Raw genomic sequence first — 15,156 nt, forward strand, 5'->3', positions numbered from 1 at the left:
CTGCCGCGCGACCGCCCGGGTTTGGGTGAGAGTGTGAGCCTCACGAAGGAGTGGGGTCATGGAGCTGCCCGGAGCAGGGGCGCAGGACGCGATCGTCCTGGCGGAGACACGCACGTCGTTCGAGCGCCGCGCGGTGCAGGAGTGGGCCGCACGCACCCATCCCGGCGTCCCGGTGTGCGACCTCGGCGACGCCGACGTGGCCGGCCTGGCGCCCGGCACGGCGCTGATCCCGGCGCGGGTCGTGTGGCTGCCGGCGGTCCGCGGCGGCGAGCGCCGCGTGACCATGGCCGACCTGCTGGTGCTCACCAACCCGCACCGCCCCCGGGCCGCGGCCCAGGCCCGGATCGGGGCCCGGTCCCCCGACCGGGTGCGGGTCGTGGCGGGCGAGTCGGCCACGATCGAGGAGCTGCGCGAGCGTTACGACCAGGCCGCCCACGACGACGTCCCCTTCGCCGACTGGGTGGGCGTGCAGGCGACCCTGGCGGCCGAGCGTGCCGAGCGCCAGGTGATCGGCGACCGCTACAAGGTGCCGCGCCTGGTCGCCGAGCAGATCTCCTCCAGCGCCCGGTTCCGCGCCGGCGCCGCGGAGCTCGCCGAGTCCCTGGGGCGCCCTGAGCCCCAGGTCGTGCAGGAGGCCACGGACAAGCTGTCGACCTTCGTGGCGACCCAGAGCCGGCTGATGGGCGACCTCTTCTCCGCGATGCTGAGCCAGATGCACGAGCGGACCTGGACCGTCTCGGTCGACCTCGCCACCCTCGACGGCCTGCGCCAGCTCAACAAGACCGCTGCCCTCATCTTCCTCCCGTCGCACCGCTCCTACGTCGACCCGCTGGTGCTCGCCGAGGTGCTGCGCAAGCACGACTTCCCCCCGAACCACGTCCTCGGCGGTGCGAACCTCCGGATCTGGCCGCTCAGCACCATCGCGCGACGCTCCGGCACGATCTTCATCCGCCGCAAGTTCGGGGACGACCCGGTCTACAAGTTCGCGATGCGCTCCTACCTCGCCCACCTGGTCGAGAAGCGGTTCAACCTCGAGTGGTACATCGAGGGCGGTCGCAGCCGCACCGGCAAGCTCCGCAAGCCGATGCTGGGCCTGCTCTCCTACGTCGTCGACGCGACCGAGCAGATCCCGGACGCCAACGTCATGGTCGTCCCGACCTCGATCGTCTACGACCAGCTGCACGAGGTCGGGGCGATGGCGCAGGAGGCGGCCGGTGGCGCCAAGAAGGCCGAGGGCCTCGGCTGGCTGGTCTCCTACGTGAACGCCCAGCGCAAGCTCAACCTGGGCACCGCCCGGGTGCGCTTCGGCGAGCCGTTCTCGCTGCGCGAGGCTCTGGCCGAGGCCGGAGAGGGACGGGCACGACTGGAGAAGGTCGCCTTCCGGGTGATGGAGAGCATCAACGCCGCCACCCCGATCTCCGCCACGTCGCTGGCGACCTTCGCGCTGCTCGGCGCCGAGGAGCGCGCCTTCACCGAGCGCGAGGTCGAGGAGATCGTCGCCCCGCTGCTCGACTACATCGACCGTCGTGGGCTGCCCGGGCCCGACCCGGCGCTGCTGCGCGGCCTCGGCCTGCGCCGTACCCTCGGCGAGCTCACCGGCGCCGGGGTCCTCGACCTCTACGACGGGGGCACCGACCCGGTCTGGTCGGTCGCCGCCGGCAACCACGTGGTCGCCGCCTACTACCGCAACGGCGCCCTGCACCACCTGGTCAACCGGGCGATCGTCGAGCTCGCGATGCTCGCCGCGTCGAGCGGCAAGCTCGCCACGGTCGCGCCGCTGGACGGCGACGAGGGCGCCGACCTGCTGGCGGCCTCCCAGGCCGAGGCGCTGCGGATCCGCGACCTGCTGAAGTTCGAGTTCTTCTTCCCGCCCAAGGAGCCGTTCCTGTCCCTGCTCGGGGCCGAGCTCGACCTGATCGCCCCCGAGTGGCGCACGGTCGTCCCGAGCGTGGAGTGGGCGCAGACGACGCTGCGGGAGCACGCCAGCGTGCTGATGGCGCGTCGCACGCTCCAACCCTTCTTCGACGCCCAGCTGGTGGTCGCCGAGCAGCTGGTCGCCCTGGGCGCGGAGCCGGCCGAGCGCGAGTCGTTCCTCGCCGCCTGCCTGGGCTACGGGCACCAGCTGGCCCTGCAGGGCCGGGTCAAGGCGCGCGACTCGGTCTCCAAGGAGCTCTACTCCGCGGCGTTCGAGCTGGCCGGCAACCGCGGGCTCGTCGAGGCCGGTGCCGAGGACCTGCTCGCGGACCGCCAGGCCTTCCTGGCCGAGGTCGAGGAGCTGCGCAGCCGCCTGGCCCAGCTCGCCGCGATCGAGCAGGCGGCCCACGCATGACACCCCTCGCGGCCCGCCTGGCCGAGATCCAGGCCGCCCCCAGCGGCGACCAGGTGGCGGCCTTCTTCGACTACGACGGGACCCTGATCGAGGGCTTCTCGGTCTCCGCGATCTACCGGGACCGGATCCGGCGCCTCGACGTCGGGCTCGCCGAGCTCCTGCAGACGTTCCTCATCGCGCTCCGCGGTGTGGAGAACGAGCAGGACTACGCCGCCGTCCTCGAGGTCACCCGGCCGGCCCTGGCCGGCCAGACGTACGACGAGATGCTGGCCGCCGGCGAACGGCTCTTCAAGGAGCAGACCTCGGCCCTGCTGCGACCCCAGATGTGGCAGATCCTGCGCGCCCACAAGGAGAAGGGGCACCGCATCGTCATCGCCTCGAGCGCCACCCGGTTCCAGATCGCGCCCATCGCGCGGGAGATCGAGGCCGACCACGCGCTGTGCACGGAGGCGGAGGTGGTCGACGGCGTCCTGACCGGCAACTACAGCGGCCGGCCGCTGTGGGGCCCCGGGAAGGCGGCCGCGGTGCGGGCCCTCGCCCGCGAGCACGACATCGACCTGGACGCCTCGTTCGCCTACTCCGACGGCAGCGAGGACGTCCCCTACCTCGAGGCCGTCGGCCACCCCGCCGCCGTCTCACCGCGGCACGGGATGCGCGCCGAGGCCGAGAGCCGCGGCTGGCCGGTGCTCGACCTCAGCAACCCGCGCCACAACCGCGGCCTCATGCTCGCGCGGACCAGTGCGTTCTACGGCGCCTTCGTGGCCGCCGCCGCGGCCGGCATCGCCGGCAGCCTGGTCCGGCGCGACCCGGCCGTCCTCGTCGAGCAGGCGCTCCCCCGGGGCAACGAGATCGGCATGGCACTGGGCGGCGTCCGGGTCCGGGTCGTCTCCGGCCGCGAGCACCTCGAGGCGCACCGGCCGTGCGTCTTCGTCTTCAACCACCAGTCCAAGCTCGACGTCCCGGTCCTGATCCACCTGCTCAAGCACGACTTCACGGGCGTCGCGAAGAAGGAGGTGCGCACCGTCCCGGTGATGGGGCAGATCTTCGACGTCGCCGGCATGGTCTTCATCGACCGCGGCGACCCCGCCAAAGCGCGCGAGCAGCTCGAGCCGGCCGTGCACAAGCTGCGTGAGGAGGGCATCTCGCTGGTGCTGGCGCCCGAGGGCACCCGCTCCTCCACGCCGCGGCTGGGCCCGTTCAAGAAGGGTGCCTTCCACATCGCCATGCAGGCCGAGGTCCCGATCGTGCCGATCGTCCTGCGCAACACCGGCGAGCTGATGTGGCGCGGCGCCCAGCTGATCGCGCCCGGCACCGTCGAGGTCCAGGTCCTGCCGCCGGTCGACACCTCCTCGTGGACCCCGCAGACCGTGGACGTCCACGTCGCCGAGGTGCGCCAGCAGTTCCTGACCACGCTGGCGGACTGGCCGACCCCGGAGGAGCAGTGATGACCGACCCGACCGTCGACCGGCCGCTCGACTGGGCCAACGAGCCGGCGATGTCGCCGGTCGACGCCGTGATGTGGCGCGGCAACGCCGACCGCCGCCTGCGCGCGACGATCTGCATGCTGGAGATCTGGGACCAGATGCCCGACTGGGACCGGCTGGTCGCGGCCCATGAGTGGGGCAGCCGGATGGCGCCACGGTTCCGCCAGCGGGTCGTCGACTCCCCGTTCGGGACCGGGACGCCGACCTGGGCGGTCGACCCGGACTTCGACCTCGACTACCACCTGCGCCGGCTCCGCGTCGGGGGCGACGGGTCCTACGCCGAGCTGCTCAAGACCTGCGCCCAGCTGGCAATGACGCCGCTCGACCCCATGCGCCCGCCCTGGGAGGGCTACCTCGTCGAGGGGCTCCCCGACGGCCGGACGGCCTACTTCCTCAAGGCCCACCACGCGATGACCGACGGTCTCGGCGCCATCATCGGGCTGGCGCAGCTCCACTCCAGGACGCGCGAGCCGAGCCCCTCCAAGCCGCAGCCCCCTGCCCCCGCCCCGGACCTGGTGACCGGCCTCGACGTCGTACGACGCCAGGTCGGCGAGGAGGTACGCCGGCTGCCCGCCCGCCTCGACGTCGCCACGGACGTGGCCCGCTCGCTGGTGCGCCCGCGCGAGGCGCTGCGCAAGACCCTGCGCTACGGCCGGTCGGTGCCGCGCGTGGCCGGGCTCGCCGGCCCGGCCGGGTCGCCGCTGCTCGCCCAGCGCAGCCTCTCGTGGCGGTTCAGCGCCTTCGACGTCGCGTTCGCGGACCTGCGCGCGGCGGCCAAGGCGGCGCGCGCGTCCGTCAACGACGCCTACCTCGCCGGCCTCGTCGGAGGCTTCCGGATCTACCACCAGCAGCTCGGCGCCCCGCTCGGCGCCCCGCTCGGCGCGATGCCGGTCGCGATCCCCATCTCCGTGCGGACCGCGAGCGACACCGCCGGCGGCAACCGGATCGCGGTCGGCCGGCTGGCCGCGCCGGTGGAGATGGAGGACCCCTTCGAACGGGTGCTCACCATCCGCGAGCAGGTCCGCCTCGCCCGGCACGAGCCGGCCCTCGACATCTTCAACACCCTCGGCCCGACCCTGGCCTGGCTGCCGGCCGGGATCCTGGCGAAGTTCGGCGGCACGACCGCCATGAACGACCTCCAGGCCAGCAACGTGCCCGGCATCCCCTTCGACGTCTACGTCGCCGGCGCCAAGGTGGAGCGGATGTACCCCTTCGGCCCGCTCCCCGGTTGCGCGGTGATGGCGACGATGATCACCCACGGCCCGACCGCCTGCCTGGGCATCAACGCCGACGCGGCCGCGATCACCGAGCCCGACCTCTTCGCCGAGAGCATCGTCGCCGGCATCACCGAGGTGCTCTCGCTCGCCCCGGACGCCGGGCCGGTCACCCAGCTCGCCTGAGCCCGTCGCGGGCCGTCCTGCGCGCCGGGCTCACCTCAGACGGGCGAGATCCCGCCGGACGTAGCGCAGGTGCGCCCACTCCTCCTCGAGGATCACGCGGATGCAGTCACCGACGGTGGGATGCCAGTCACCGCCACCCCACGGGTCGTCACGCTCCTCGGCGAGCAGCTCCGGTGTGGCCGTTGCGAGGAAGTCGGTCACCAGCCGCTGACGCTCGGCCCGCACCGCGAGGACCTCGTCGTAGGGCGGCGGGTCGACGCGGAAGACCGACATGTCGAAGCCCATCCGGTCGGCACCGGTGAAGATCTGGCCGATCTCGTGGAACGGCTGCTCGATCCGCAGGATCCCACCGCGGAGCCAGGCGTCGGTCGCCAGGACGAGGTGCCGCAGGGTCTGGGCCAGGGACCACTCGTCCTCGACGTGGGCGTCCACCAGGTCCGGTGGTGTGTCCGCCACCGTCGTCTGCCACGCCGACTGCACCGCGACCCAGGCCTCGCGCAGGCCTGCGGGCGTCTGCGCCTTCTGCAGCTCACGGCCGGGGAACTGCCGGTTGAGCTCGGCGTCCACGAGCGGCACCACGTCGACCCCGTTGACGTAGAGGCTGCCGGAGAACAGGTCGTGGCTGTCGATGTCGAGCCCGCCCACGTCGACGCTGCGCATCGTCACGCCACTGACATCGGAGTACCGCAGGGTGGCGCCCTTGAAGCTCGCGTGCTGGAAGGTGGCGCCCTCGAACTCGTTGGTGTCGGAGTAGGTCGTCATCGCTCCATGATCGCCGGTGCCGGGGACAGTGCGGCGCCACGACCGCGGGCCGGGGCTCAGCCGGCCAGGTGGCCCCAGGTGCCGGCCAGCTCCGGCCAGGGGCCGACGGCGGCGACCCGACCGTCGACGAGCACCACGACCCGGTCGGCCTGGGCGAGCGCAGCCCGCTTCGAGGTGGCACCGACGACGGTCGCGCCCCGCTCGCGCAGGGCGCTCCAGAGCTCGATCTCCGTGGCGGCGTCCAGCGCCGACGACACGTCGTCGGCGAGCAGCAGCTCGGCCTCGCAGGCCAGGCCACGGGCCAGCGCGAGACGCTGCACCTGCCCGCCGGAGAGGCGGACGCCGCGGTGGCCGACCAGCGCGTCCGCACCGCCGGCCGCCGCCACGTCGGGGCCGAGCCGGGCGGTCTCGAGGGCGGGGTCGACCCGCCGGTCGACGTGGTCGAGCCGCACGTTGTCGGCGAACGTCCCCGAGAGCACCCGGGGCACCTGGGCGACGTGCGCGACCCGACCGGGCCGCAGGAAGGTCTGCGCGTCGACGGCCGGCTCCCCGTTCCAGCGCACCTCCCCGGTGGTCGACACGAGCCCGGCCAGCGCCGCCAGCAGGCTGGACTTGCCGGACCCGACCTGGCCGAGGAGCAGCACGAGCTCGCTCGAGCCGATCGTGAGGTCCACGTCGCTGACGCCGACGGTGCCGTCGTCGTGGACAGCCGTGAGCCCGACCAGCTCCAGCGCGCGCAGGGGGTCCCGGACCCCGGGCACCGGGAGCGGGCTGCACCCCGCGACGAGGTCGACCCCGTCGGGCAGGTCCATCAGGTCGCCGCCGCCGGCGAGCCTGCTGGTGGTCTGCATCCACGCCCGGGTGCCGGGCGCCTCGGTGATCACGGAGCCGGCGACCCGGCCGAACCAGTCGAATCCGTTGACGGCCCCCGCGACGAGCAGCGCGGTCGCCAGGCCCCACCCGCCCGCGACGTGGACGGCCCACGCGGCGACGACGCCGCACTGCACCATCACGATCGGCACCCCGTCGAGCATCGCCTGCACCCGGTGCTCGCGCACCGCGGCCTCGACCCGGCCGCTGTCGACCTCGCGCAGGTGGGCGTGCACGCTCGGGGTCGACGCCGCGAGCTTCACGGTCCGGACGGAGTCCAGGGCCGACACCAGTGACCGCCCGAACCGGGCCCGGGCCGCTGCCGACGCCGCTGCGGACCTACCCGCGACCCGACGTCCGAGCGACGAGGCGAGCGAGGACGCCAGCATCACGGCGAGGAGCACGCCGCCGGCCAGCAGGCTCTGGGCGACCACGGCCGTCACCGCGGCGATGACGAGGCCGTTGAAGAAGTCGACCCAGCGGTCGGCGTACCGCGCGAGCCGGTCGGCGTCCATCGTGCGGGCGACCACCTCGCCCGGCGGGGTCCGCTCGAGACGGTGCTGGTCGGTCTGGCCGGCGAGGACGGCGGTGCGCACCCGCAGCATCACCGCGACCCACCACCGCGGGTAGCGGCGGAAGGCGGCCGCGAGCAGCAGCGGCGAGACCATGAGCGAGACCACCAGCGCGACGGTCAGCCCGACCGGGTCCTCGCCGGCCTGGAGCGCGACGACCAGGTGTCCCCAGATCCAGCCGGAGATCGCGCCGAGCGCGCCGGTGAGGGCCGAGGCCAGGAACAGCCAGACGCTGACCATCCCCCACCGGGGCTCGATGACCAGGGCGGACCACGTCGCCCGGGCCAGGCCGGGCACGTCGCCCAGCCGCGGCCGGGTCGGCGGCTCGCCGCTACGCCGGGCGGTGCCCACCGGGCGCAGCGTCCGCTCGGTCGTCGCCACCGTCGCCCGGTCGTCCTCGGCCGACGCCTCGAGCAGCGCCCGGAACGGGCCGGGCTCCGCGGCGAGGCGGCGGCGCGGGCCGCGCTGGGTGACCCGGCCGCCCTCGAGCACGGCCACCTGCTCGGCCCGCTCGGTCGTGGACAGCCGGTGGGCGACCAGGAGGCCGGTGCGCCCGGAGAGCAGCCGGTCGGCCGCCCGGACCACGTGCGCCTCGGTGACCGGGTCCATCCGGGCGGTCGCCTCGTCGAGGACGACGACCCGCACGTCGCGCACCAGCAGCCGCGCGAACGCGACCAGCTGCTCCTCACCGGACGACAGCGTGGTGCCGCCCGGGCCGAGCAGCGTGTCGAGGCCGTCGGGGAGCCCGGCGACCCACACGTCCAGGCCGAGCTCGGTGACGGCGCGCTCGACCTCGGTGCGGGTGACCGGCTCGAAGAGCGAGATGTTCTCGGCGAGGGTGCCGGCCAGGATCTCGGTGCGCTGGGTGACCACGCCGACCGCGGAGCGCAGCTCCTGCAGGTCGAGGTCGAGGACGTCGACCCCACCGAGCAGCACCGAGCCGCGCTCGGGCTCGACGGCCCGTGAGAGGAGCGAGGCCAGGGTGGACTTGCCCGACCCCGTGCGGCCGACCAGGGCGCAGGTGGTGCCGGCGCCGACGTGGAGGTCGACGTCCTGGAGGGCGAACCGACCCTCGGCGTAGGCGAAGTGCAGGTCGCGGAAGGCGACGTCGAGCGACCCCTCGGGCAGCGCGCCGCCGCCGACCGGCTCCCGCGCCGCGCCGAGCAGGCCGCGCAGCCGCAGCACGGCTCCGAACCCGGCCTGGAGGTCGGGCAGGTGCCGGGCGAGCTGGTCGACCTGGCCGACGAACATCGTGGTGACGAGGTAGAGGGTGACCAGGGCCGCGGTGTCGAGCCGGCCGTCGACGACGAACGCGACGCCGATCAGCGCGGTCGCCGCGAGGACGCTGTGCAGGAGCGTGCCGGTGCGCCGGGTGACCCGGGCCTCGAGGGCGAGCACCACGCCGAACCGGTCGTGCACCCGGGCCGCGAGCTCGGTGGTGCGGCGCAGCACGTGGGCCTGGCCCAGGGCGGCCCGCATGTCGTCCCGGCCGGCGACGCCCTCCTCCATCGCGGCGGCGTGGTCGGTCCACGCGGCCTCCTCCTCGACCTTGCGCGCCGCGATCTCGGGCAGCACCTGGCGGACGCTGAGGAACGCCGCGGTCCCGGCGGCCGGCAGGAGCAGGAAGGCCGGCCACCAGGTCGTGCCGGCGACGACCCACAGCGGACCGGCGGCGAGCAGGGTGCGGATCGCCTGCCAGGCGCTCTGCCGCAGCAGCGTCCCCACCTCGTGGGTGTCGTCGTCGACCCGGTCCAGGACCTCGCCGACGGCCTGCTCGGTCAGGGCGTCCAGCGGCTGGTGCATCGCCGCGTCGAGGAGATCGGCACGCAGCTGCCCCTCGGCACGGTCGACCACGCCGGCCCACAGGGTGCGCGCCCCGGAGTCGAGCAGGGCGGCGCCGACCACGCAGATCGCGAGGACGACGACGAGACGGGTCGTGGCGTCCTCGGCCAGCCGGCCCGCGACCAGCGTGCCGAGCGCCGTCCCGACGGCCGCCACCGCGCACGCGACCAGCGACCACAGCGCCACGGGCGTGCGCAGCCGTCGCCAGTCGACCGTCCGTGCGGGCTCGGGCGGGGTGGCCGGCGAGGTCCCGGGACGGCGGTCGGTGTCGAGCTGCGCGAGAGACATGGGAGGACGACCGTATGTCGTCGCACCGACAGCCGTCGCTCCAATATCGGCCCTACGGCGAGGCGGTCAGTCCCTCCGCCTGGGTCCCGGACAGCCGCTGGGCCAGGTAGATCGGGATCGCGGAGACGATCACGAGCACCGCGGCCACGACGTTCACGATCGGCGCCTGGTTGGGCCGGAACAGGTTCTGGAAGATCCAGAGCGGCAGCGTCTGGTCGTGGCTGCTGGCGGTGAAGGTCGTCACGACGATCTCGTCGAAGGACAGCCCGAACGACAGCAGCGCGCCGGCGAGCAGCGCCGAGCGCAGCATCGGGAAGGTGACCAGCCGGAACGTCGTCCAGCGCCCGGCGCCGAGGTCCATCGACGCCTGCTCGAAGTTGCCGCCGAGCCGCTGGAAGCGGGCCTGCACGTTGTTGAAGATCGTGACGATGCAGAAGGTCGCGTGCGCGATCACGATCGTCCAGAGGCTCAGCGGGATGCCGAGGATGGTGCGGAACCCGTTCTGGAACGCCAGACCGGTGACGATGCCGGGCAGCGCGATCGGCAGGATGATCAGCAGCGACACGACGTTGCGCCCGAAGAAGCGGGTGTGCCGCAGCCCCATCGCCGCGAGCGTGCCGAAGAGCAGGGCGACCGCGGTCGCCGCGATCGCGACCTTGACGCTGGTCAGGAGGGCGTCCCGCGCGCCCTTGCTCTGCCACGCCAGGTCCCACCAGTGCAGCGTGTAGCTCGGCGGCGGCCAGCCGAAGGTGTTGTCGGAGTTGAACGAGTTGAGCACGACGAGCGCCAGCGGCACGTAGATCACGACCAGCACGACGACGGTGAACGCCGTCAGCGAGGTGCGCAGGCCCCGGGCCATGGTGGTGTTCTGGGCCATCAGAGGTTCTCCAGGGCGCCGGTACGACGGGCCGCGGCGAGGTAGGCGAGCATGACGACGATCGGGATCGTGGCGACGGCGGCCGCGAACGGCAGGTTGTTGGCGGCACCGGAGTTGTCGTAGACGACGTTGCCGAGCAGCTGCGTGGTGCCGCCGACGATCTTGACGGCGATGTAGTCACCGAGGGTCAGCGAGAAGGTGAAGATCGAGCCCGCGACGAACGCGGGGAACGCCAGCGGCAGCACGATGCGGCGCAGGGTGTGCAGCGAGCCGGCCCCGAGGTCGGCCGACGCCTCGAACAGTGAGTCCGGGACGCGCTCGAGGCCGGCGTACAGCGGCAGGATCATGTAGGGCAGCCACATGTAGGACAGCGTCACCGCCGTCGCCGTCAGGCCGTAGCCCGGCGTGCTCAGCCCGAACGGCTGCAGGATCCACTCGATCATGCCGTCGGAGGAGAACATCCCGCGCCAGGCGTAGGCCTTGACGAGGTAGGACGCCCACAGCGGCATCAGCACCGCGATCACCAGCAGCCGCTGGGCGCGCGGCGAGGCGATCTTCGCCATGTAGAGCGCGATCGGGAACGCCAGCACCGCGTCGATGACCGTCACCAGGGCGGCCAGGCCGATCGAGCGGGCGGTGATCGTGCGGTAGACGTCGACGGTGAAGAGCGTCTTGAAGTTCTCCAGCGTCCAGACGCGCTCGATGTTGCCCGTGAAGTCGTTCTGGGTCCACAGCGAGGTGATGAGGAGTGCCGCCAGGGCTCCCAGGTAGGCCACTCCCAGCCACAGCATCGGTGGCGTCAGGAGCAGGCCCACCCGGAAGCCCGGGCGGCGGTCGATCAGGGACAAGGGTGGATCCCTATCCCTTGACCTCGGTCCAGGCCGTCGTCCAGTCGCCGTAGTCGGTGCACGTCACGTCCGTGCGGCCGTCCAGGCACTGGGAGATCGGCGTGGTCCAGTAGTGGATCTGGTCGGCGTAGGCGGCGTCCTCGGCGTGGTAGGTGTCGCAGAACGACTTGTCGGACGTCAGCGTGCACGCCTTGGTGTTGGCCGGCGCCTCACCGAAGTACTCCGCGACCTGCGCCTGCGCCTCCGGGCTGGTGATGTAGTCCATCCAGAGGTAGCTGCAGTTGGGGTTCTTGGCCTCGGAGCTGATCATCCAGGTGTCCGACCAGCCCGTGGAGCCCTCCTCGGGCAGCACGGCGTCGACCTTCGCGCCCTCGCCCTGCGCGACCGCGTTGATGACCTCCCAGGTGGTGCCGATGACCGAGTCGCCGCTCTTGAAGGCCTGGACCTCCTTGAGGTAGTCCGACCAGTACTCCGACACGTTCTCCTTCTGCTTCTTCAGCAGGTCGACCGCGGCGGCGAGCTGGTCCTGGTCGAGGGCGTAGGGGTCCTCGATGCCCAGGTCGGGCTGGGTCTTCATCAGGTAGAGCGCCGCGTCCGCGATGTAGATCGGCGAGTCGTACGCCGTCACCTTGCCGGCGTAGTCCGACGCACCGTCGAACACCGCACCCCAGCTCGTGGGTGCCGGCTTGACGACATCGGTGTTGTACATGAGCAGGTTGGCGCCCCAGCCGTGCGGGACGCCGTACATCTGACCGTCGACGGAGTTCCACGGGCGGTCCTTGAGGAACGGCGCGATGTCGGCGTAGTTCGTCAGCAGGTCGGTGTTGACCGGTGCCACGTCGCCGGCCGCGATGAGGCGCAGCGTCGCGTCCCCGGAGGCCGACACGACGTCGTACTCCCCCGACTTCATCAGCTGGACGGCCTCGTCGGAGGTGCCGAAGTACTTGACGTTCGCCTGGCAGCCGGTCTCCTTCTCGAACGGCGTGACCCAGTCGACCGACTTGTCGGTGGACCCGTCCTCGGCGTAGCCCGGCCAGGCGAGGATGTTCACCTGTCCCTCGCCGTCGCCGATGGAGTCCTGCATCGGGACGTCCGGCGCGGTGAAGCCCTGGTCGGCCGAGCCGTCGCTCCCGCTCCCACTGTCTCCCGAGCTGGTGCCGCAGGCCGTCGCCGCCAGGGCGAGCACCCCGGCGCACGCCATGGCGGCCAGCCGCCTCGATCCGATCTTCGTCATGCTGTCTCCTCCTCAGGGGACGTCGCCGGGTCGGAGCCCAGGGACACCAGGTGGTCGCGTCGCCAGGTCACCACGACGCGTTCGTCACGCCGCTCGACCGCGGCATCGATGGCGGTGTCGGTGTTGGGGTGCGACACCGTCACCGTCGGTCCGTCGTCGAGGTCGACGACGCTGCTGGTGGTCGATCCGAGGTAGACCACCTCGCGGACGACGCCGTGCGCGATGCACAGCCCCGTGGTGTCCGCGGGGGCACTGGCGGCGAGCCGGAGCTTCTCGGGGCGCACGGAGAACATGCCGTCCGCGCCCACGAGCCTCCGGGCGTCCTCGCCGCGGAACAGGTTGGAGGTGCCGACGAACCCGGCCACGAACGCGCTGGCCGGCTGCTCGTAGAGCTCCACCGGGGTGGCGAGCTGCTCGATGCGGCCCCCGTTGAACACCGCGACCCGGTCGCTCATCGTGAGCGCCTCCTCCTGGTCGTGGGTGACGAAGACGAAGGTGATGCCGACCTCGCGCTGGATCTCCTTGAGCTCGATCTGCATCTCGCGGCGCAGCTTCAGGTCGAGGGCGCCGAGCGGCTCGTCGAGCAGCAGCACCTTGGGCCGGTTGACCAGGGCGCGCGCCAGGGCGACCCGCTGCCGCTGACCTCCCGAGAGCTGGTGCGGCCGGCGGGCGCCGTACTCCTCGAGCCGGACGGTCGCGAGCGCTTCCTGCGCACGGCTGCGGCGCTCGGCCTTGGCGACCTTCTTCACGCGCAGGCCGTACTCGACGTTCTCGAGCACGCTCATGTGCGGGAAGATCGCGTAGTCCTGGAAGACCGTGTTGACGTCGCGGGCGAACGGTGGCTTGCGGGTCACGTCGTCCCCGCCGAGCATGATCGTGCCGGCGGTCGGCTCCTCGAAGCCGGCGATCAGCCGCAGGACGGTGGTCTTGCCCGAGCCCGACGGTCCGAGCATCGAGAAGAACTCGCCGTCGGCGATGTCCAGGTCGAGGTCGTCGACCGCCTTGACCTGGTCGAAGTGCTTGCTCAGACCGCGCAGCGAGATGGCCGTCGCCGTCATCGGGCTCCTTGCGTGATCGGGTGGGACCGGGGGCTTCCCAAACGGGTGTGCGTCCATAAGATATGGAACCGGACATTAGATGAATAGCCCCTGTTCGGTAACAACTTCGTTGCGGAGGAGCGCGCCATGGCCGACGTACGCCGGCACGGCAGCCGCGCCCGGAGCGCGATCTTCGCGCCGCTCTCCGACGTCGGCCGGGCCGGTCAGGTCGAGCAGCGGCTCACCGGGGCGATCCGCTCGGGGGTGCTGGCCGAGGGCGAGCGGCTCCCCAGCGAGCCCGAGCTGGCCGCGATGCTCGGCGTGGCGGTCGTGACCGTGCGCGAGGCGCTGGTCGGCCTGCGCGCCCAGGGCCTGGTGACGACGAGCCGGGGTCGCGGCGGTGGCACCTTCGTCGCCGCCGGGGCGGCCGCCGACGAGGAGGCGCTGGCCGAGCGGCTCGGGTCGATGTCGCGCGCCGAGCTGCACGACCGCGGCACCCAGTACCTCCTGGTGCTCGCCGGGTGCGCCGAGCTCGCGGCCGAGCGCGCCGACCCCGGCGACGCCGAGTCGCTGCGGACCCTCCTCCCCGACCCCGAGGCGGCGGTCGGCGCGTGGCGGCACGCCGACGCCGAGCTGTGGCTCTCGCTGGCCGCGCTGACCCAGTCCTCGCGGACCACCCGGGAAGTCGTGCGCCTGGAGGCGGACTTCGGCATGATCGTCCGCATCCCCCTGAGCGACCCGGACGTCCGGGCCCGCACCGTCACCGCCCAGCAGCGCCTGATCGACGCCGTCGAGGCCGGTGACGCCGACGCCGCCCGCCGGTGCGCACGAACCCACCTGCAGGCGACGCTGGACCGGGTCGCCCGGACCCAGGCCGAGGTCCACGACCGCCACCGGATGCCGAGGAGCGCCTCATGAGCACCACCACGACGACCACCCCCCTCGGCGCGCTCGACCGCTGCGCGGACGCGGTGACGTCGTACTTCGAGTCCCTCTTCACCTCGCTCGAGGCCGTCGCCGACACGGTGCGCCGGGCGATCGACCCGCGACTCGGCCTCACGGCCGCCGCGCTCAGCGACCTCGTGCACCCGCTGGCCACCCGCACCCTGGCCGAGCACCCCGTCGTCGGCGGTGGCTTCGTCGCGACGCCCGGGTGGCTCGCCGACCGCGACCTGTTCCTCGCCTGGTGGCAGGGCGAGGACCGCACGCTGCTGGCCGAGCGCGGGGTCCCGCTGGGCCACCACGTCTTCGACTACACCCGGCACGAGTGGTTCCGGCGGCCGCTGGAGACCGGCGCCCGGCACGTCACCGGCCCCTACGTCGACTACGTCTGCACCGACGAGTACGTCCTCACCGCCACGCTCCCGGTCCTCGTCGGCGGCGAGATGGCCGGCGTCGCCGGCGCCGACACCCGGCTCGAGACGTTCGAGCAGCTGATGCGCGAGCCGCTGCGCGGCGGCGGCGACGTGGTGCTCGTCAACCCGCACGACCGGGTCGTCGTGGCCGCCGATCCGCTGCTCCGGTCGGGGCAGAAGATCGACCCGTCGTCGTACGCCGAGTGCCACCCGCTCGACGGGCTGCCGTTCCGCGTGCTCGGCGGGGCCTGACCTCCC

The 15,156-nt window shown here is 72.9% G+C and carries 11 protein-coding genes; 5 read left to right on the plus strand and 6 right to left on the minus strand.

The window, feature by feature from the left end:
• Positions 1–58: 58 nt before the first annotated feature.
• The 3 genes from ACILQ5_RS12225 to ACILQ5_RS12235 are packed head-to-tail and all read left to right on the plus strand — an operon-like array spanning position 59 to position 5,213.
• The gene (locus ACILQ5_RS12225) at positions 59–2,329 is read left to right on the plus strand and encodes a glycerol-3-phosphate 1-O-acyltransferase (protein ID WP_395658281.1); all 2,271 of its coding nucleotides are present in this window, start codon (positions 59–61) and stop codon (positions 2,327–2,329) included.
• A complete protein-coding gene (locus ACILQ5_RS12230; protein WP_395658282.1) occupies positions 2,326–3,774 on the plus strand; it encodes an HAD-IB family hydrolase in 1,449 nt (482 codons plus the stop codon). The genes ACILQ5_RS12225 and ACILQ5_RS12230 overlap by 4 nt, the downstream gene beginning before the upstream one ends.
• The gene (locus tag ACILQ5_RS12235) at positions 3,774–5,213 is read left to right on the plus strand and encodes a wax ester/triacylglycerol synthase domain-containing protein (RefSeq protein WP_395658283.1); all 1,440 of its coding nucleotides are present in this window, start codon (positions 3,774–3,776) and stop codon (positions 5,211–5,213) included. The genes ACILQ5_RS12230 and ACILQ5_RS12235 overlap by 1 nt, the downstream gene beginning before the upstream one ends.
• Positions 5,214–5,243: 30 nt before the next feature.
• On the opposite strand, the gene ACILQ5_RS12240 is transcribed toward ACILQ5_RS12235, so the two are convergent.
• Genes ACILQ5_RS12240 through ACILQ5_RS12265 form a run of 6 tightly spaced genes read right to left on the minus strand, consistent with a single transcriptional unit; the run spans position 5,244 to position 13,564 of the window.
• Positions 5,244–5,975 (minus strand): DinB family protein, encoded by a 732-nt coding sequence (locus ACILQ5_RS12240; protein WP_395658284.1) that lies wholly within the window; start codon positions 5,973–5,975, stop codon positions 5,244–5,246.
• A 56-nt stretch (positions 5,976–6,031) separates the two neighbouring features.
• Positions 6,032–9,547, minus strand: a complete 3,516-nt coding sequence (locus ACILQ5_RS12245; protein WP_395658285.1) for an ATP-binding cassette domain-containing protein — start codon at positions 9,545–9,547, stop codon at positions 6,032–6,034.
• Between the two features lie 52 nt (positions 9,548–9,599).
• Positions 9,600–10,424 (minus strand): ABC transporter permease, encoded by an 825-nt coding sequence (locus ACILQ5_RS12250; RefSeq protein WP_395658286.1) that lies wholly within the window; start codon positions 10,422–10,424, stop codon positions 9,600–9,602.
• The gene (locus tag ACILQ5_RS12255) at positions 10,424–11,272 is read right to left on the minus strand and encodes an ABC transporter permease (protein ID WP_395658287.1); all 849 of its coding nucleotides are present in this window, start codon (positions 11,270–11,272) and stop codon (positions 10,424–10,426) included. The genes ACILQ5_RS12250 and ACILQ5_RS12255 overlap by 1 nt, the downstream gene beginning before the upstream one ends.
• 10 nt (positions 11,273–11,282) lie before the next feature.
• Positions 11,283–12,506: an ABC transporter substrate-binding protein gene (locus tag ACILQ5_RS12260; protein ID WP_395658288.1), complete on the minus strand. Its 1,224-nt coding sequence runs from the start codon at positions 12,504–12,506 to the stop codon at positions 11,283–11,285.
• The gene (locus ACILQ5_RS12265; protein WP_395658289.1) at positions 12,503–13,564 is read right to left on the minus strand and encodes an ABC transporter ATP-binding protein; all 1,062 of its coding nucleotides are present in this window, start codon (positions 13,562–13,564) and stop codon (positions 12,503–12,505) included. Before ACILQ5_RS12265 ends, ACILQ5_RS12260 begins: the two co-directional genes overlap by 4 nt.
• A gap of 126 nt (positions 13,565–13,690) precedes the next feature.
• Here ACILQ5_RS12265 and ACILQ5_RS12270 point away from each other — a divergent pair, with 126 nt between their 5' ends.
• Positions 13,691–14,461 (plus strand): FadR/GntR family transcriptional regulator, encoded by a 771-nt coding sequence (locus tag ACILQ5_RS12270; RefSeq protein WP_395658290.1) that lies wholly within the window; start codon positions 13,691–13,693, stop codon positions 14,459–14,461.
• Positions 14,458–15,150 carry a cache domain-containing protein gene (locus ACILQ5_RS12275; RefSeq protein ID WP_395658291.1) on the plus strand — a complete coding sequence of 231 codons (693 nt, stop codon included), beginning with the start codon at positions 14,458–14,460 and terminating at the stop codon, positions 15,148–15,150. The genes ACILQ5_RS12270 and ACILQ5_RS12275 overlap by 4 nt, the downstream gene beginning before the upstream one ends.
• Positions 15,151–15,156: the final 6 nt, after the last annotated feature.

The organism is Nocardioides sp. (assembly GCF_044226305.1).
In the GTDB taxonomy this organism is placed as follows: domain Bacteria; phylum Actinomycetota; class Actinomycetes; order Propionibacteriales; family Nocardioidaceae; genus Nocardioides.